Consider the following 18,319-nt stretch of genomic DNA (forward strand, 5'->3'; position numbering starts at 1 on the left):
TGGCAGCTCTGGGTCAGGCGTTTCCGAAAGGCGAACGGCTCTTGGGGACCGTCTCGAAGGCGGAGGGCGACGATAGCATTGGATGACTGAATGTGAAGCGGCGAGATTGATGCCGAAAGGGTGAAACAGCTTTCGCGCTTTGCTAGGGTTACGCCATGTTGGACAATGCGAAGACCGATCCCGCGAGCGCCCGCCCGACGCCGATGATGGAGCAGTATCTGGAACTGAAGGTCGCCCATCCGGGCACCCTTCTGTTCTATCGCATGGGCGACTTCTACGAGTTGTTCTTCGGTGACGCGGAAATCGCCTCGCGCGCTCTCGGCATCACGCTGACGAAGCGCGGCAAGCATCTCGGCGAGGACATCCCGATGTGCGGCGTGCCGATACACGCCGCAAACGACTATCTGCAGAAGCTGATCGCGCTTGGCCATCATGTTGCCGTCTGCGAACAGACCGAGGATCCGGCCGAGTCGAAAAAGCGCGGCGGCCGTTCCGTCGTGAAGCGCGACGTCGTGCGCATCGTCACGCCCGGCACGATCACCGAAGAGACGCTGCTGCGCGCCGGCGAGAGCAACTATCTCGCGACGCTGGCGCGCGGGCGTGGCGTCGGGCCGGGCGGTGCGGATCGCTGGGCGCTCGCCTTCATCGACATCTCCACCGGAGACTTCCGCGTCGTCGAAACCGATCGCCTGCGGCTCGCCGCCGATATCGCCCGGATCGATCCGCGCGAATTGCTGGCGCCGGATTCGCTGTTCGCCGATGCAGAGACAGGCGCGCTGCTGCGCGGGTTGCCGCTGCCGCCGAGCCCGCTCCCTGCCGCCTTCTTCGATGGCGCGACGGCGGCAAACCGCCTTGCCGGCTATTTCGGCGTCGGAACGCTCGATGGCATCGCGGCCTTCTCGCGCGTCGAACTGGCCGCTGCCGCCGCGGCGCTCGCCTATGTCGAGAAGACACAGATCGGCGCGCGCGTGCCGCTTGGCCGGCCGCTCCGCGAAACCGAGGGCGGGCTTCTCCTCATCGACGCGGCAACACGGGCCAATCTCGAGCTGACACGCACGCTCTCCGGCGAGCGACGCGGCAGCCTGCTCGCGGCGATCGACCGCTGCGTCACCGGCGCCGGCAGCCGCATGCTGGCGACGCGGCTTTCGGGGCCGATTACCGATCCGGCCGAGATCGGCCGCCGGCTCGATGCGATCGACTGGCTCATCGCCGCGCCCGAACTGCGCCGCCGGCTGCGCGAGCAACTCGCGGCCTGCCCTGATCTTGCTCGTGCGCTCTCCCGCCTCGCGCTCGATCGCGGCGGCCCGCGCGACCTCGCCGCGATCGGGGCAGGCCTTGGCGCTGCCGCGACGATCGTCGAGCTGCTCGGGTCCGCGGAGGGGCTGCTGCCTGACGAGATCGCCGAGGCGACGGGAGTTCTCGTCGCTCTGCCGCCCGGTTTCGCCGAGCGCATCGGCGCTGCGCTCGATGATGAATTGCCGCTCCTGAAGCGCGACGGCGGCTTCGTCCGTCCCGGCCATGACGACGAACTCGATGCGACGCGCGCCCTGCGCGACGAGAGCCGGCAGGTGATCGCGGCGCTGCAGGGCCGTTATGCCGCCGAGACGGACGTCAAGGCGTTGAAGATCCGCCACAACAACGTCCTCGGCTATTATATCGAGGTGCCGCAGGTTCATGGCGAGAAGCTACTCGGCGCCGATTTCGCGGGGCAGTTCATCCATCGGCAGACGATGGCCGGGGCGATGCGCTTCGTCACGACGGAACTGGCAGGCCTCGAGGCAAAGATCGCCTCGGCCGCCGACCGGGCGTTGCAGCGCGAGCTCGGCGTGTTCGATGCCCTCGCCGCGGCCGTCAAGGACGAGGATACGGCCATCCGCGCGGCAGCCGGGGCGCTTGCCCGCCTCGACGTCGCGGCCGGCCTTGCGGACCTTGCCGAGGCTGAGGGCTGGTCCCGACCGCTCGTCGACGGATCGCTCGCCTTCGAGATCGAGGGCGGCCGTCATCCGGTTGTCGAGCAGGCCCTGAAGCGGGAAGGCGAGAGCTTCGTGCCGAATGACAGCCGCCTCGGTGACGACAGTGCTGAGGCCGGGCGGATCTGGCTCATCACAGGGCCGAACATGGCGGGCAAGTCGACCTTCCTGCGCCAGAACGCGCTCATCGCCGTGCTCGCGCAGATCGGCAGCTATGTCCCGGCGCGGCGGGCGCATATCGGCGTCGTCGACCGTTTGTTCAGCCGGGTCGGCGCGGCGGACGATCTCGCGCGCGGCCGCTCCACCTTCATGGTCGAGATGGTGGAGACGGCGGCGATCCTCAACCAGGCGACGGCGCGCTCGCTCGTCATCCTCGACGAGATCGGGCGCGGGACCGCGACCTTCGACGGCCTCTCGATCGCCTGGGCAGCGATCGAACACCTGCACGAGGTCAACCGGTCGCGATCCCTCTTCGCCACGCATTATCACGAGCTGACGGCGCTGGCGCAGCGGCTGGACCGCCTGGAGAACGCCACCGTCCGCGTGCGCGAATGGCAGGGTGACGTGGTCTTCCTGCACGAGATCGTCCCCGGTGCCGCCGATCGCTCCTATGGCATCCAGGTGGCGAAGCTCGCCGGCCTGCCGCCCTCCGTCGTGGCGCGGGCGCGCGCCGTGCTGGAGCGGCTGGAGGAAGGCGACCGCAGGTCGCCGGCGACGACGCTGATCGACGACCTGCCGCTCTTCGCCGTTGCCCGTGTCGCCGAGACGCCACGCCTTCCAGCAGCCGAGGATCCGCTTGGGCCGGCCCTCGACGCGCTTCTGCCGGACGAGATGACGCCGCGCGACGCGCTCGAAGCGCTCTACCGGCTGAAGGCGATGCGAGCCGGCCCTGCCCAGCGCTGAGGCATGCGCGGCGCGGCTTGCGGTGCTGAACATGGCGCCGTCATGCGAAGTGGATTAGCCTTGCCCGTCAAACGCCGTTTCCGGATGCCGCTCCCTTGATGAACCGTTCCGAATCCGCCCTCATCGATGGGCGCAAGCTCTCATCCGAATTGCAGGCGCTCGCTGCCGCCGAGCCGGACGAGGGCCGCCGCAGGCCGCTGGTCCTCACACGCCTGAAGGAAGTGCTGCGCGAAGGTCGCGCCCGCGCCGAAGAGCGGCTGCTGGCCGGGCAGCAGGGTTCGGCCTGCGCGCGCAGCCTCTCCGACATGATGGATGAGATCATCCGCGCGACCTATGATGTCGGCGCCCATATCGTCTATCGCGTCGAGAAGCCATCGACGGCCGAGCGCATGGCCGTGGTTGCCGTGGGCGGCTATGGCCGGGGCATGCTGGCGCCTGGCTCCGACATCGATCTCCTGTTCGTGCTGCCCTACAAGCAGACGCCCTGGGGCGAGAGCGTCGTCGAGTTCATGCTCTACATGCTGTGGGATCTCGGCCTCAAGGTCGGCCATGCGACCCGCAATGTCGACGAGTGCATCCGCCTGTCGCATAGCGACATGACCATCCGCACCGCCATCCTCGAATCCCGCTTTCTCTGGGGCGAGGAAAAGCTATTCGCCGATCTCGAGCAGCGCTTCGACATCGAGGTGGTTAAGGGGACCGGCCCGGAATTCATCGCCGCCAAGCTCGCCGAGCGCGATGAACGCCATCGCCGCCAGGGTGCCTCACGTTATCTCGTCGAGCCGAACGTCAAGGAGGGCAAGGGCGGCCTCCGTGATCTGCATACGCTGTTCTGGATCGCAAAATATTTCTACCGCGTCCGCTCGGGCGATGCGCTGGTTGAGGCTGGCGTATTCTCACGCGCGGAACTCGCGCTTTTCCGCAAGGCCGAGAACTTTCTCTGGTCGGTCCGCTGCCACCTGCATTTCCTGACCGGTCGCGCCGAGGAGCGCATCTCCTTCGACGTGCAGCGCGAAATGGCGGTAAGGCTCGGCTACACCTCGCATCCTGGCATGAAGGATGTCGAGCGCTTCATGAAGCACTACTTCCTCTATGCCAAGGATGTCGGCGACCTGACGCTGATCTTCTGTTCGGCGCTGGAGGAGGAGCATGCCAAGCAGACGCCGCTGCTCAATCGTCTTTTCGGCGTCTCGCCGCGCCGCCGCCGCCGCAAGATCGCCGGCACCACGGATTTCGTCGTCGAGCACGACCGCATCAACATGGCCGACCCGCACGTGTTCGTGCGCGATCCGGTCAATCTGATCCGCCTGTTCCACCTCGCCGACAAGCACGACCTCGCCTTTCATCCCGATGCGATGAAGGCCGTGACACGCTCGCTGAAGCTGATCGACGCCGATATCCGCGAGGACAAGACCGCCAATCGGCTGTTCCTCGAGCTGCTCTCCTCGCGCAACCAGCCGGAGATCGTGCTGCGGCGGATGAACGAAGCCGGCGTCCTCGGACGCTTCGTGCCAGATTTCGGCAAGATCGTCGCGATGATGCAGTTCAACATGTATCACCACTACACGGTCGACGAGCACCTCATCCGCTCGATCGGCGTTCTCGCCGGCATCGACCGCGGCGAGCGCAGCCAGGACCATCCGCTGGCGAACTCTCTGATCGCAACGCTGCAGGACCGGACGGTGCTCTATGTCGCGATGCTGCTCCACGACATCGCCAAGGGACGGCCGGAGGATCACTCGATCGCCGGCGCCCGCGTCGCCCGCCGGCTCGGACCGCGCTTCGGCCTGACGCCGGCCGAGACCGAGACGGTCGCCTGGCTGGTCGAACATCACCTCCTGATGAGCATGGTCGCCCAGTCGCGTGATCTCGGTGACCGCAAGACGATCCAGGATTTCGCCGCGGTGGTGCAGAGCCTCGAACGGCTGAAGCTGCTGCTGATCCTCACCATCGCCGATATCACGGCCGTCGGGCCGGGCGTCTGGAACGGCTGGAAGGGCCAGCTGCTGCGGACGCTCTATTACGAGACCGAGCCCTTGCTCACCGGCGGCCACAGCCAGATCTCGCGCGACAAGCGGGTCGCTGCCGCCAAAGAGGAGCTCGATCAGGCGCTCTCGGGCTGGCCCGATGCTGAGCGCGAGGCGTATCTGGAGCGCCATTACCCGGCCTATTGGCTGCGCGTCGATCTCGCGCGCAAGATCGCCCATGCCGAGCTGATCCGCGAGGCCGATGCGACCGGCAAGTCGCTGGCGACCGCCGTGGCGGTGCGTTCGTTCGAGGGCGTCACGGAGATCACCGTGCTCGCGCCCGATCATCCGCGGCTGCTGTCGATGATCGCTGGCGCCTGCACGGCCGGCGGCAGCAACATCGTCGACGCGCAGATCTTCACCACCACCGACGGGCGCGCCATCGACACGATCTTCATCGCGCGCGAATTCGACACCGACGAGGAGGAGACGCGGCGGGCGCTGAAGGTCGGCGCGCTGATCGAGGATGCGCTCTCCGGCAGCGTCGCCCTCCCTGAGGCGATTGCCCGCAAGGCCAAGCCGCGCGCGCGCATCAAGGCCTTCACCGTCGAGACGCGGATCCTGTTCGACAATTCCTGGTCGAACCAGTTCACCGTCATCGAGGCCTCCGGCATCGACCGGCCGGGTCTCCTCTACGACCTGACGCGCTCGATCTCCGATCTCAACTTGAACATTGCCTCGGCCCATATCGCGACCTTCGGCGAGCGGGCAGTCGACGTGTTCTATGTCACCGACCTCATGGGGCGGAAGGTGACCAATGCCGGGCGCGAGGCCGGCATCCGCCGCCGCCTTGCCGAGGTGTTCAACGGGGCGATGGCCGGTGAGAAGGCGCCCTTGAAGAGGGTCGGATGACGCCCGCATGTCGCTGATGCGGAACTTCATGACCGTGGGCGGCTCGACGACCTCGAGCCGCCTCCTCGGTTTCGTCCGCGACATGTTCATGGCTGCCGCGCTCGGGACCGGGCCGGTTGCCGATGCCTTCCTCGTCGCTTTCCGCTTTCCGAACCTTTTTCGGCGGCTGTTTGCCGAAGGCGCCTTCGCCTCGGCCTTCGTGCCGATTTTCGCCCGGACGCTGGAGGGCGAGGGCGTCGATGCCGCCCGGCGCTTCGGCTCGGAAGCGCTCTCCGCGCTGCTGACGATGCTGATCGCGATCACGCTCGTCGCGGTCATCGGCATGGTGCCGCTGATGTATGTGATGGCGCCCGGCTTCGTTTCCGATCCGGGCAAGTTCGACCTGACCGTTCTGCTGACGCGGATCGCCTTCCCCTATCTGACGCTGATCTCGCTGCTCGCGCTCTATAGCGGGGTGCTCAATGCCCGCGGCCGCTTCCTCGCTGCCGCGATGGCACCGGGCCTGCTCAACGTCGTCTTTGTGGCGGCGCTTGCCTATATCCTTGTCTCGCATCACGAAAACACGGCTGAAGCCGGCATTCTCCTGGCCTGGGCAACGCTGGCCGGCGGCGTGCTGCAGCTGGGACTGGTCGTCGGCGCAGCCTGGCGCGACGGCATGCTGCTGCCGCTTCGCTGGCCACGTCTGACGCCCGGCGTGCGGCGGCTGACGGCGCTCGCGGTGCCTGGCCTCATCGCTGGCGGCGTCACGCAGATCAATATCGTCATCGGCACGATGATCGCCTCCTTCGCCCCCGGCGCAATCGCGGTGCTCGGCTATGCCGATCGCCTCTACCAGCTCCCGCTCGGCATTGTCGGCGCCACCATCGCTGTGGTGATGCTGCCTGATCTTTCGCGGCATCTGCGCGCCGGACGCGGCGACCTCGCCGATCACACGCAGAACCGCAGCCTCGAATTCGCGATGGCGCTGACATTGCCGGCGGCGATCGCCCTCTTCATCCTGGCGAAGCCGATCGTGCAGATCATCTATCAGCGCGGCGCATTTGGCCCGGACGATACGCTGGCGACCGCCGAGACGCTGATGGGCTTTGCCGTGGGGTTGCCGGCCTTCGTTCTTATAAAGGTGTTCTCGCCCGGCTTCTTCGCCCGCGAGGACACGAAGACGCCGATGTGGTTCGCGGCGGTCGGCGTCGCGGTCAACATCGCGCTGTCGCTGGCGCTCTTCCCGACGCTCACCTATGTCGGCATCGCGATCGCCACCAGCGTTTCGGGCTGGGTCAATGCCGGCCTGCTCGGCTGGACGCTGAATCGACGGGGCCATTTCCTGTTCGACGCCAAGGTGAGGCGCAACCTGCCTTTGGTGCTTTGTGCCGCGCTCGCCATGGGCGCGGGCGTCTATTTCGCCGCATGGTGGGCCGAGCCTTTCTTCGCCGATCGCCGCGTCCTGATGCGGGCCGGCGCCATGGCGGCGATCTGCCTTGCCGGTTTGCTGCTCTTCGCCGCCTTCTGCCAGGCGGTGGGCGTCATTGATGTTCGCACGCTTGTCGCGACGCTCAGAAAACGCAAGCGCTGAGCCGTCCGGCGCTTGCGCGGCCGGCCTCGCCGCGCGATAAGGCGCCCGCGCAAAAAAGGTGCCCCATGACCGAATTCCAGCCGCGTGTCTTCTCCGGTGTCCAGCCGACCGGAAATCTCCATCTCGGCAATTATCTCGGCGCGATCGTCAATTTCGTCGCGCTGCAGAACAGTCATGACTGCATCTATTGCGTGGTCGACATGCACGCCATCACCGTGTGGCAGGATCCGGCCGAGCTTTCGCGCCAGATCCGTGAGGTGACGGCGGCCTTTGTCGCCGCGGGCATCGATCCGGTGAAGCACATCGTCTTCAACCAGAGCCAGGTCTCGGCCCATGCCGAACTGGCCTGGGTCTTCAACTGTGTCGCGCGCATCGGCTGGATGAACCGCATGACGCAGTTCAAGGACAAGGCCGGCAAGGACAAGGAGAATGCCTCGCTCGGCCTTCTTGCTTATCCAAGCCTGATGGCCGCCGACATCCTTGCCTACAAGGCGACGCATGTTCCGGTCGGCGAGGACCAGAAGCAGCATCTGGAGCTGACGCGCGACATCGCGCAGAAGTTCAACAACGACTATGCCGCCTCGATCGCGGGGCATGGATTTGGCGATGCCTATTTCCCGCTGACCGAACCGCTGATCACCGGACCGGCGACGCGCATCATGAGCCTGCGCGACGGCACCAAGAAGATGTCGAAGTCGGACCCTTCCGACTATTCGCGCATCAATCTGACCGACGACGCCGACCAGATCGCCCAGAAGATCCGCAAGGCGAAGACCGACGCCGATGCGCTGCCCGGCGAGACGGAAGGCCTCAAGGGCCGGCCCGAGGCCGACAACCTCGTCGGCATCTATGCGGCGCTTTCGGGTCTCACCAAGCAGGCCGTGCTCGGTGAGTTCGGCGGCCAGCAGTTCTCGGCCTTCAAGCCGGCGCTGGCCGATCTCGCGGTGCAGAAGCTCGGGCCTGTCGGCGCCGAGATGCGCCGGTTGATGGCTGATCCCGGCCATATCGACCAGATCCTCGCGAGCGGCGCCATCCGGGCCGACGCCATTGCCCGGCCGATCCTCGACGGCGTCAAGGATGTCGTCGGCTTCATTCGCCGCAACTGATGCGCCGCTTGCCGTCGGGCCGGCAGGGTGGCAGCATCGCGCCATGCTGAAACGGCGCAGCACAGAGGCCGGTCACCGGCGCAAGTTCCTGGCGGTCATCGACGACACGCCGGAATGTTCGCGCGCCGTGATCTATGCCGCGCGCCGCGCCGAGCGCACCGCCGGCGGGCTGACCATGCTCTATGTGATCGAACCGTCCGGCTTCCAACACTGGATCGGCGTCGAGAACATCATGCGCGCCGAGGCAATGGACGAGGCCGAGGCGACGCTGGCCCGTTTCGCCGACATCGCCCGCCGCCATTCGTCCGTCGAGCCGGAACTCGTCATCCGCGAGGGCAACAGGGCCGAACAGATCACCGGCCTGATCGCCGAGGACGAGGATATCGCCATCCTCGTGCTGGCCGCCGGCACCGACAAGGACGGCCCGGGTCCGCTGGTGACCGCGATGGCCGGGCGACATGTCGCGCATTTCCCGGTGCCGATCACCATCGTTCCCGGCACGCTGACCGACGACGACATCGCCGCCATCGCCTGAACGAAGAAGGGCGCCCGAAGGCGCCCTCCCGATCTCGACATGCAACGGACGGATTACTTCGCCTTGGCGGAAGCCTTGACGATCTCGAAGGTGATGTTGCGGCCGTGCTGGCGGGTATAGAACACGCGCCAGCCATTCTCGAACGGGGTTGGGACCGCCGTGCCGATCAGGCCTTCGATGGTGGGATCGCCATTCGAGACGTGAATGCCGGTGATCTCGTTGTCGCCGTCGTTCTGGAAGCCGTTCTCGCTGGCATTCGCGCCGATCGCCGCATCGATCGTCGCCATGTCGTCGCGGGTCTGCGACAGGAAGCGGATCGGGTCGGCGGTCGAGGCCTTGGCATAATCCGCTGTCACGTCGACGATATAGCCGGAATCGACGGCATTGCGCTGCCCGTGCAGCTTGTCGCCGCCGTCCTCGACGACCATCAGCTGGGTGTCGTTGAGGAAGGAGAGATTGTCGAAGCCGGTGTGGGTGACATCGCCGCGCCACACGAGGGCGAGGCGGCCCTTGTCGGCCGAGGGCGAGGTCTGCGTCACGCGGAAGACGCCGCCGAAGCCGCCGAACTCGGCGCCGGCTTCGGTCTTGGCGTTGGTGTCGCCGGTGGCGGTGAAATAGAACTCCTTGAAGCCGGTGCCGGGGCGGAACTGGCCATTCTCGGGCCGCTTCATCGGCGTCGCATTGGCCTTCTTGGCGAGGTCGTTCGCGTTGAAGGTCTCGGTCGCGCCGGCAGCCGTGTCCTTCAGCGTAATCCAGCGCGTCGGCAGCTCGTTGCCATAGGCGTAGATGAGCTTCTGCTCGGGCGCGAGGATGTCCTGGTCGGCCTGGCCGTCATGGAAGACGATGGGGTTGTTGTAGGCATCGAGTACCTGCAGCGCCTGCAGCTTGCCGCCCTTGGTGAGGTCGGTCTTGTCGGCCGGCACGAAGCGGTAGACGAAGGAATTCGGCTGCTTGGCGTTCTTGGTGCTGGGGCCGCCCTTGCCGCCATCGTCCTCGACGAGCCAGAGATTGCCGTCGGGATCGAGCTCGACGCCTTCATAGGCGGCGCGGCCGGTGAAGGCCGAGATATCGGTCACCTTGGAGGGGAAATCGGCAGTGGCGATCCACACGCCGCCGTCCTTGCCTTCCTCGGAGGTGAGCATCAGCACCTTCGCAAAGGGGTTCCAGGCAGAACCGTCGATGAGCGGCAGCGCCTTGCCGTCGACATCGGTCGAGGCCATCAGCGTGACGCGATGCGCCTTGCCGGCGTCGAGATTGATGCGCGTCAAACCGCCATGGGTGACGCCCTCGGCGTCCTTCGGGCCATTCTCGTGGCCCTGGAACAGGAAATGCGTTCCGTATGACACGCCTTTCGCCGCGCCGGTCGCGCCTGTCATGACGAGATAGGTGTTCTTGTCGGGCTCGGTCTTCGTTGCCTCGACATTATGACCCGGCGACTGGGTCGCGCCCTTTTCGGGAGCGAGCGGGCCGTCCTTGCCATAGCCGTAATAGCCGAGATCCTTGGAGGGGTTCTCGAGTTTGAAGGCGCCTTCGGCGACCGGAACCTCGGCAAGGCCCGGCGCCAGAACGTCTTCGGCCGGCTTGACGACGGCGGAGGGAAGCTTGACCGGGTCGGCCAGAGCGGGAAGCGACAGCGCGAGCAGCGCGCTGGACGTCAAAAGAATGCGTTTCATGATCGGTAAGCCCCGTGGTGATGAGGGAGCTTTCCGTTAGGCCCGGCCGATTGCGTTTCGATGACAGCCATGCGGCGCGACCCATACGCAACACGTGCTTGAATCATGACTGTGAAAGTACGATTTCTGGTGCGATGGGCATGATTCCGCTTGAAGCGGGTCGGCCGATCGCTCACAACGCTCTTAGAAGAATTCCAATAAGCTTGCGGCGAGGCCCCCCGATGTTCATCCAGACCGAAGCGACTCCCAATCCCGCGACGTTGAAGTTCCTGCCCGGCCGGCCCGTCCTGCCGGAGGGAACGGCCGAATTCCGCGATCCCGCCGACGCCGGCCGCTCGCCGCTTGCCGAGCGGCTGTTCTCGGTCAACGGCGTTTCCGGCGTGTTCCTCGGCCACGATTTCATCAGCGTGACCAAGGCGAATGGCGAGTGGCAGCATCTGAAGCCGGCGCTTCTCGGCGCCATCATGGAGCATTTCATGGCCGGCGTTCCGGTCATGGTCCAGGCGGGTCCGGCCCAGGCCGCGGCCGGTGAGGCCGGCGCCGAGTTCTTTGAGGAGGCCGACGGCGAGATCGTCGAGACCATCAAGGAGCTGATCGAGACCCGCGTCCGCCCGGCGGTGGCGCAGGACGGCGGCGACATCACCTTCCAGGGTTTCCGCGACGGCGTCGTCTATCTCAACATGCGCGGCTCGTGCTCCGGCTGCCCGTCCTCGACGGCGACGCTGAAGAACGGCATCCAGAATTTGCTGCGCCACTTCGTCCCCGAAGTGCGCGAAGTCCAGTCGGTCAACTGACGCTGCCGACATGCTGACGTGAATGAGAGCCCGCCTCCGGCGGGCTCTTGCATTTTGTCGTCCGAACCGTGTCCGCGCTACCAGCGCTGATGCACGAAGGGCCGGATGTCCTCGTCATAGATCGTCTTCAACGCCGCCATGGTCTCGGCATCGAGAGGAGGCAGCGTAGCGGCGTCGGCATTGGCGCGCGCCTGTTGCTCGTTCTTGGCGCCGGGGATCGCCACGGTGACCGCATCGAACGTCAGGATCCATTTCAGCGCGAACTGCGCCATGGTCACATTGCCGCCGACGAGCGGCCGGATGCGCTCGACCGCCGCAAGGCCGGCCTCATAGGGGACGCCGGAGAAGGTCTCGCCGACATCGAAGGCCTCGCCATGGCGGTTGAACTGGCGATGGTCGGAGGCGTCGAAATGCGTGTCGGCCTTCATCTTGCCGGTCAGCAGTCCGCTTGCCAGCGGCACGCGGGCGATGATGGCGGTCTCGCTTTCCAGCGCGCGCTGGAACAGCCGCTCGATCGGACGCTGGCGGAAGATGTTGAAGATGATCTGGATCGACACGACGCCGGGATATTCGAGCGCCTTCAGGCCTTCCTCGATCCGTTCGACGCTGACGCCGTAATTCGCGATCTTCCCGGCCGCGACGAGATCATCGAGAGCGGCGAAGACCTCTAGGTGATAATAGGCATCGGTCGGTGGACAGTGCAGCTGCAGGAGATCCAGCGTCTCCATCTCGAGATAGTCTCGGCTGCGGTCGACGAAGCCCGCCAGCGCGTCCGCCGTGTAGCCCGCCGCGACATGCGGCTGCAGGCGGCGGCCGGCCTTGGTGGCGACGAAAGGCCGCGGGCCGCCGCGCTCGCGCAGAACGCGCGCGATCAGCTTTTCCGAGCGGCCGTCGCCATAGACATCGGCGGTGTCGATGAAGGTCACGCCTGCATCGAGCGCCGTGTTGAGCGCGGCGATCGCGTCGCTCTCGTCGACATGGCCCCAGCTGGCGCCGATCGCCCAGGCTCCGAAGCCGATCTCGCTGACCTGCCGGCCTGTCCGTCCGAATGTTCGCGCGCGCATCGCCTGTCCCTCCGCAATTTCAGTCGCGGAGGTTATCGGGCGCGCGTCCTCTCATGACAAGGGCCGAGGGATTGGATGCGCGACTCAATCCGGCTCGAACAGCGGCACCAGCGCCATGGCGGGCACGGTGACGAGGCCGCGATCGGTGATGCGGATTTCGGGAATGACCGAGAGCGGGATCAGGTTGAAACCCATGAACGGGATCGAGCAGCCAGCCTCCGCCCAGGCCACCTTCAGGGCCCGCAATTCCTCGGCGACTTCAGGCACTCGCTTGTCGGAGAGAAGGCCCGCGATCGGCAGCGCGACGCGCGCCTTGACCACGCCGTCGGCGACGACCGCAATACCGCCCTCGGTCTCGGCGACGGTCGCGAGCGCGAGGCGCATATCCGCCTCGTTGGTGCCGGCGATGATGATGTTGTGCGCATCATGACCGACGCTGGAGGCAACGGCGCCGCGCTTCAGGCTGAAGCGCGACAGCACGCCGTGGCCGACATTGCCATCGGTCTTGCCATGCCGCTCGACGACGCTGACGAAACAGAGCCCATGCCGGTCGAACAGCGTCGACCAGTCATTGGCCGGCTCGATCGCGATCCGGTCATGCGTCAGCGTGATTCCGGGCAGTTCCGTGCGGATCGCGTTGAGAATGCCGGGACCGGCCGGAAGATCCGGCGTCAGTTTCAGCACCGCGGGAAGATGGACTGTGTGATAGGCCGCTTCCGGATAGCGATAGCGATCCGACAAGGCAGCATCGAGCAGCGGCGTGATGCGGCGCCCGTCGACGACGAGTTCGCCGCCATACCAGGTCGATTGCGGCTCCAGCGCATCGTTCAGCAGGACGAGGTCCGCGCGCCGGCCACCGCCGAGCCCGCCGATCTCGCCGTCCTGGCCGAAGCGTGTCGCGCCATGCAGCGAGCCCATCGACCAGGCGGCTTCCGGTTTCACGCCGGCCCGCACGGCTTCGCGCACGACGAAGTCGAGGCCGAAATCGGCGAGATCGTCGGCGTCGCGATCATCGGTGCAGACCGCGATCCGCTTGGTCGAGGTGCCGAGTTCCGTAATGGTCTTGATCGCCTCGGGCAGCGAGTGCCAAGCCGTGGTCGGCGGGCCGCCGCGCAGGAAAATCCAGATGCCGGCCTCGAGCAGGTCGTCGGCGATGTCGCGGTCGATGGCCTCATGCGTGTCGGTGATGCCGCTCGCGGCATAGGCGGCGACGAAATCGCGGCCATAGACATGGCCCGAGACGGGACGGCCGCGCTCGAGCGCCGCCTTGAGGATCGCGTGGCTGCGCTCGTCGCCCATCGTGACCGGCACGAAATCCATCTTTTCGCCGAGCGCCAGTGCTTCCGGCCAGCGATCGAACAGTCCGGCGATCTTCTCAGGCGTCAGGTCGCCGCCGGCTGTCTCAAGCTCGGGCGACGTCGCGGGAACGGTCGAGGGCACGGTGAGGAAGATCGAGAGCGGCGCGGCGCGGGCGTCCTCCAGCATCGCCTCGATGCCGGCGACGTCCATGACATTGCCGATCTCGTGACTGTCGCAGAAGATCGTCGTCGTGCCGTTGAGAAGCGCCGCCTCGGCATAGGCTGACGCGGTAACCATCGCCGATTCGATGTGGATATGCGGGTCGACGAGGCCCGGACCGATGATGCCGCCCGCAGCATCATAACGCGCCGCTGCTCCGCGATAGCTGCCCGACGGCTTCACGGCCGCGATGCGGCCGCCGGAAATCCAGATTTCCCGCTCGGGCAGGATGCGCTCGGAATAGGTCGAGAGCACGCGTGCGCCGGTGATGACGAGGTCTGGTGCCGCCCGTCCGGAGGCGACGGCCGCAAGCTGGCGCGTCATGCCAGCAAGCGGCGCCACGGAAAATCGGGTCAGCCGCGCCATGGCACGCTCCTCAGTGATAATCGGGAATGCCCGGCATCGTGATGAAGCCGGGGATCGTCCGCATGCGCCGCATCCAGCGCCGGAGCGCAGGATACTCGTCATGGTCGATGCCGAAATCGCGCGACAGCACGATCGGCGGGAACAGCGCGATGTCGGCGAGCGTCGGCCCATCGCCGACGAACCACGACGCGCCGGATAGATGCCGCGACGTCATGTGGTCTTCCATGACGCGAAACGCGGCGCGCGCTTGTCGCTCCAGCGTTTCCGGATCACCGGGCGCCTCCAGCATCGCGGTCAGCCGCGCCGCCGTCGCGGCGCCGAGCGGCCCTCTGGCGAAGAAGAGCCAGCTCATCACCGCGCCGAAAGCCGCAGCCTCATCGGGCAGGAAGGGGCTGCCGGCCGCCTCGGAGCGGGCGAGATAGCACAGGATCGCCTCGGCTTCCGTCAGCACCAGATCGCCGGCAACGAGGATCGGCAGGCTGCCGCGCGGATTGAGCGCAAGATAGACCGGCGAACGCTGCTCATGGCCTGGATGAACGTCGACGGCGATCGTCTCGGCGGTGATGCCGAGGATAGAGAGGAAGAGCCGCACCATGTAACAATCGGCGTCGAGTTCGTAGTCATGCAGGACGAGGCTCATTCCGCAGCCTCCAGCGCGGGGGCGGATGACGCTTCGAAAGCGTTGCGCAGCGCTTCCGCAGCGGCGGAGACCGCGACCGAATCGCCCGGGCCCGCCAGCACCAGATGCAGCCCCGTCCGCGTCGCGGTGAAGGGTTGCAGGAAGACGAGAACCGGCGCGCCGGCAAGGGTTCCGGCATAGCTGCCGTCGTCCAGCGCCGTGAAGTCCCGCAAGAGGCGCTCCGCGACGACGTCCGGCGCGAGATCGACATAGAGGCTGCGAAGCGCGCGGCCCGTTGGCGCAGGCGCTGGCGGCGGCGGCGCCTCGGCGCCGAGTGAGGAGTGCACCAGGATCAGACCGCTAGCCTCGGCAGAATGATAGGTCGCGACCTTGATCGTCTCGGGAACAGCGAGATCGGGATGGGCCGGAATCGCGCGGCATTGGCCGGCGGTGTCATAGGCCCAGCCGTGATAGAGGCAGGCGATATGGTTGCCGCGCACGAAGCCGAAGGAGAGCCGCATGCCGCGATGCGGGCAGCGATCCTCCCAGACATGGCTGACGCCGGCGAGGTCGCGCCAGACGACCAGTTCCCGGTCGAACAGCCGCGTTCCGGCCGAGGTGCCCGGCTCGATATCGTCGGCGATGGCGACGGCGTACCAGCCTTCCACAAGGTTCATGTTGAATTTCCCCGATTGAACCAGGACGATGCAGCCGTCACCGGCCTTGCCCCTGGCGGTAGGCCTCACGCACCAGGCAATCGATCGGCCCGAGGCTGCAGGCCATCTCGAACATGTCGACGAGATCAGGCTCGCCTTCCACCGCGACATCGACGCGCGTTGCGTCGATGCGCCCGGCTACGGCCGAGACCGACAGGCGGCCGGCGCGGTGGCGCATGAACTCGGCGAAGCTCTCGGGCTCGAAATCGCCGAGAAAAACCATCTCCACCCGCGTCCGCATGCGCCTCGTCCTGTCTGACGGCCCTGTCACGCCTGTCTGGCCTTGCGCGACAGCCCAACAATCAGGCATGTCTAGCGTCTGGGCAACGCGACATCAACACGCGGTGGATCGGAGAACGGCGAGATGGCAAGACCGGCGGAAAAGGCTTCGCTCGACAACTGGTATGTGATCGACGCGCTGGCCGATATTCCGGCCGGGACACGGCCCAATCGCCTGCTCGGACGCGATCTGGTCGTCTTCCGCGATGGCGAAAGCGTTCCGGTGGTGCGTGAGCGCCTTGCCGACGGCTCACTCGGCGAACCGCTGCCGATCCGCCAGCGCTGGGGCTATCTCTGGACGACGCTGGGCACGCCGCCGCGCGAGCTCTTCGATATCCCGGAAGCTGATGAGCCGGATCGCCGCCATGTCGTGTGCGGTGCCGTCGCCGTGCGCGCCTCGGGCCTCAGGATCATCGAGAACTTCCTCGACATGGCGCATTTCCCCTTCGTCCACACCGATATTCTCGGCGCGGAACCGCATACGGAGGTGCACCACTACACCACCGAGATCCGCCGGGATGTCGACGAGGTCTGGGCGACGAATTGCGAGTTCTTCCAGCCGCAGGCGGCGCTCTCGGCGCAGGGCGGCATCATGACGCAATACATGTATCGAGTCGCCGCGCCGTTCCAGACGCTGCTCTACAAGACTTGCCCGGCCGCCGCGAACCGCTGGGACGTCATCTGCCTGTTCGTGCAGCCGCTCGACCATGACCGTTGCCGCGCCCATCCGGTGATGTTCATCGTCGACGACGAGAGCACGCTGACCAGCATGATCCACTTCCAGCAGCTGATCTTCCTGCAGGACCGCATCATCCTCGAAAACCAGCGCCCGCGCCTCTTGCCGCTGGAGCCGCGCGCGGAGATCCCGACCCGCGCCGATATCTCCTCCGTCGCCTACCGACGCTGGCTGAAGGAGAAGGGTGTCACGTTCGGAACCGCCGAGCGGGCGGCCTGAGGGACCGCGGAGACTGCCTCAGGCCTCGATCTCGATCACGCATTCGATCTCGACCGTCATGTTGCCGGGGAGCGTCGACATGCCGACCGAGGAGCGGGCGTGCCGGCCCTTTTCGCCGAATACCTCCAGGAAAAGATCCGAGCAGCCATTGATGACGCCGGGTGTATCGCCGAATTCCGGCACGCAGTTGACCATGCCGAGCACCTTGCCGATGCGCTTGACGCGGTCGAGATCGCCGAGCGTCTCCTTCATGACGGCAATCAGGTAGAGCCCGGTCAGCCGCGCGCGTTCATAGCCCTCCGCAACCGTGACGCCGTCGCCGAGCTTGCCGAGAGCGTTTTCCCCCATCGGCAGCAGCGGCCCCTGCCCGCCGAGGAACAGCAGGTTGCCCATCTGGACGGCCGGAATATACGTGCCGACAGGCTTCGGTACGGTCGGCAGCGCAATGCCGAGTTCTTCGAGGCGCTTTTCGATCTGCATGGGCTTGGTTCCAGAGCGGTCATCGGCCCGCTTCCGGGTCCGCTGCCGCCAGCAAAGCGGTTCGGCGTTAAGAAAGCGCCAAAGCCGGCGGCACGCCTCGGCTTGCGCACCGTTCGCCACCATTGTAAGGCCGGACGGCGGAAGGGACGGAACCATGGCGGATGCGGTGACCGAGGATGCGGCGCGGGCGGCGAAACCGGAAACGGGGCGCGGTTTCGGCGTGCAGTTCATTTATGACGCGCTGAAGCGCGACATTCTCGAAATGCGCCTGCCGCCGGGGTCCGGCCTCGATGAAACCCGGCTCTCCGAGCGCTTCTCGATGTCGCGCACGCCGGTTCGCGAGGCGCTGGTCCGGCTCGTCGCGGAAGGGCTTGCGACGACGCTGCCCAATCGCAACACCATCGTCTCCGCGATCGATTTCGCCAATCTCCCGGTCTATTTCGATGCGCTGACGCTGATGTATCGCGTCACGACGCGGCTCGCGGCGCTGAAGCGGACCGAGGCCGACATCGCCAGGCTGAAGGCGGAGCAGGTGAAGTTCGCTGCGGCCGTGCGTGCCGCCGATGCGCTCGCGATGATCGGCACCAATCGCGACTTCCATGTCGCCATCGCCGAGGCCGGGCGCAATCGCTACTACACCGAGCTCTTCACGCGCCTGCTCGACGAAGGCAGGCGCATTCTCCGCGTCTATTATTCATCCTTCGACGATCACCTGCCCGATCCCTATGTCGCCGAACATGATGCGATGATCGCCGCGATCGAGGCGCGCGATGCCGACGAGGCCGAGCGGCTCGGCGGCCGTCATGCGCGCCAGATCATCGCGCAGCTGCAGGCTTTTCTCGCCTCGGGCGCCGGCGCGGCAATCGCGCTCAGCGGCGAGTCCTGAGCCAGG

Annotated in this window: 15 protein-coding genes; 8 read left to right on the plus strand and 7 right to left on the minus strand. The window is 66.4% G+C overall.

Annotation, left to right across the window (positions count from 1 at the left end; genetic code table 11):
• Window positions 1-155 precede the first annotated feature (155 nt).
• The 5 genes from mutS (at window position 156) to LB518_RS17385 (ending at window position 8,963) form a co-directional block, all read left to right on the plus strand.
• The gene (mutS, locus tag LB518_RS17365; RefSeq protein ID WP_224578871.1) at window positions 156-2,873 is read left to right on the plus strand and encodes a DNA mismatch repair protein MutS; all 2,718 of its coding nucleotides are present in this window, start codon (window positions 156-158) and stop codon (window positions 2,871-2,873) included.
• A gap of 98 nt (window positions 2,874-2,971) precedes the next feature.
• On the plus strand, window positions 2,972-5,752 hold the full coding sequence (locus LB518_RS17370; protein ID WP_224578873.1) for a [protein-PII] uridylyltransferase: 2,781 nt from the start codon (window positions 2,972-2,974) through the stop codon (window positions 5,750-5,752).
• Window positions 5,753-5,759: 7 nt separating this feature from the next.
• Entirely contained in the window at window positions 5,760-7,322 is a 1,563-nt protein-coding gene (gene murJ / locus LB518_RS17375; RefSeq protein ID WP_224578875.1) for a murein biosynthesis integral membrane protein MurJ, read from the plus strand.
• Between the two features lie 65 nt (window positions 7,323-7,387).
• Entirely contained in the window at window positions 7,388-8,428 is a 1,041-nt protein-coding gene (gene trpS, locus LB518_RS17380; protein ID WP_224578877.1) for a tryptophan--tRNA ligase, read from the plus strand.
• A 43-nt stretch (window positions 8,429-8,471) separates the two neighbouring features.
• Window positions 8,472-8,963, plus strand: a complete 492-nt coding sequence (locus LB518_RS17385) for a universal stress protein (protein WP_224578992.1) — start codon at window positions 8,472-8,474, stop codon at window positions 8,961-8,963.
• Between the two features lie 53 nt (window positions 8,964-9,016).
• Here the strand turns inward: LB518_RS17385 and LB518_RS17390 are convergent, their stop codons facing one another.
• The gene (locus LB518_RS17390) at window positions 9,017-10,636 is read right to left on the minus strand and encodes an alkaline phosphatase PhoX (protein ID WP_224578880.1); all 1,620 of its coding nucleotides are present in this window, start codon (window positions 10,634-10,636) and stop codon (window positions 9,017-9,019) included.
• Between the two features lie 221 nt (window positions 10,637-10,857).
• On the opposite strand from LB518_RS17390, the gene LB518_RS17395 reads away from it, so the two are divergent.
• Window positions 10,858-11,430, plus strand: a complete 573-nt coding sequence (locus tag LB518_RS17395; protein ID WP_224578881.1) for a NifU family protein — start codon at window positions 10,858-10,860, stop codon at window positions 11,428-11,430.
• Window positions 11,431-11,507: 77 nt separating this feature from the next.
• Here LB518_RS17395 and LB518_RS17400 read toward each other — a convergent pair whose 3' ends face one another.
• The 5 genes from LB518_RS17400 to LB518_RS17420 form a co-directional block, all read right to left on the minus strand.
• Window positions 11,508-12,494 carry an aldo/keto reductase gene (locus LB518_RS17400; RefSeq protein WP_224578883.1) on the minus strand — a complete coding sequence of 329 codons (987 nt, stop codon included), beginning with the start codon at window positions 12,492-12,494 and terminating at the stop codon, window positions 11,508-11,510.
• An 84-nt stretch (window positions 12,495-12,578) separates the two neighbouring features.
• On the minus strand, window positions 12,579-14,378 hold the full coding sequence (locus tag LB518_RS17405) for an adenine deaminase C-terminal domain-containing protein (protein ID WP_224578885.1): 1,800 nt from the start codon (window positions 14,376-14,378) through the stop codon (window positions 12,579-12,581).
• Window positions 14,379-14,388: 10 nt separating this feature from the next.
• Window positions 14,389-15,018 (minus strand): glutathione S-transferase family protein, encoded by a 630-nt coding sequence (locus LB518_RS17410; protein ID WP_224578888.1) that lies wholly within the window; start codon window positions 15,016-15,018, stop codon window positions 14,389-14,391.
• Window positions 15,015-15,674, minus strand: a complete 660-nt coding sequence (locus LB518_RS17415) for a Rieske 2Fe-2S domain-containing protein (protein ID WP_224578889.1) — start codon at window positions 15,672-15,674, stop codon at window positions 15,015-15,017. Before LB518_RS17415 ends, LB518_RS17410 begins: the two co-directional genes overlap by 4 nt.
• Before the next feature lie 37 nt (window positions 15,675-15,711).
• Window positions 15,712-15,954: a hypothetical protein gene (locus tag LB518_RS17420; RefSeq protein WP_224578891.1), complete on the minus strand. Its 243-nt coding sequence runs from the start codon at window positions 15,952-15,954 to the stop codon at window positions 15,712-15,714.
• A 123-nt stretch (window positions 15,955-16,077) separates the two neighbouring features.
• Between LB518_RS17420 and LB518_RS17425 the strand changes: the two genes are divergently transcribed.
• The gene (locus LB518_RS17425; protein WP_224578893.1) at window positions 16,078-16,947 is read left to right on the plus strand and encodes an aromatic ring-hydroxylating oxygenase subunit alpha; all 870 of its coding nucleotides are present in this window, start codon (window positions 16,078-16,080) and stop codon (window positions 16,945-16,947) included.
• 18 nt (window positions 16,948-16,965) lie between these two features.
• Here LB518_RS17425 and LB518_RS17430 read toward each other — a convergent pair whose 3' ends face one another.
• Entirely contained in the window at window positions 16,966-17,427 is a 462-nt protein-coding gene (locus LB518_RS17430; protein ID WP_224578896.1) for a RidA family protein, read from the minus strand.
• Window positions 17,428-17,581: 154 nt separating this feature from the next.
• On the opposite strand from LB518_RS17430, the gene LB518_RS17435 reads away from it, so the two are divergent.
• Window positions 17,582-18,313, plus strand: a complete 732-nt coding sequence (locus LB518_RS17435; protein WP_224578898.1) for a GntR family transcriptional regulator — start codon at window positions 17,582-17,584, stop codon at window positions 18,311-18,313.
• The last annotated feature ends 6 nt before the right edge of the window (window positions 18,314-18,319 follow it).

This window comes from Mesorhizobium sp. BR1-1-16 (assembly GCF_020165495.1).
In the GTDB taxonomy this organism is placed as follows: domain Bacteria; phylum Pseudomonadota; class Alphaproteobacteria; order Rhizobiales; family Kaistiaceae; genus Kaistia.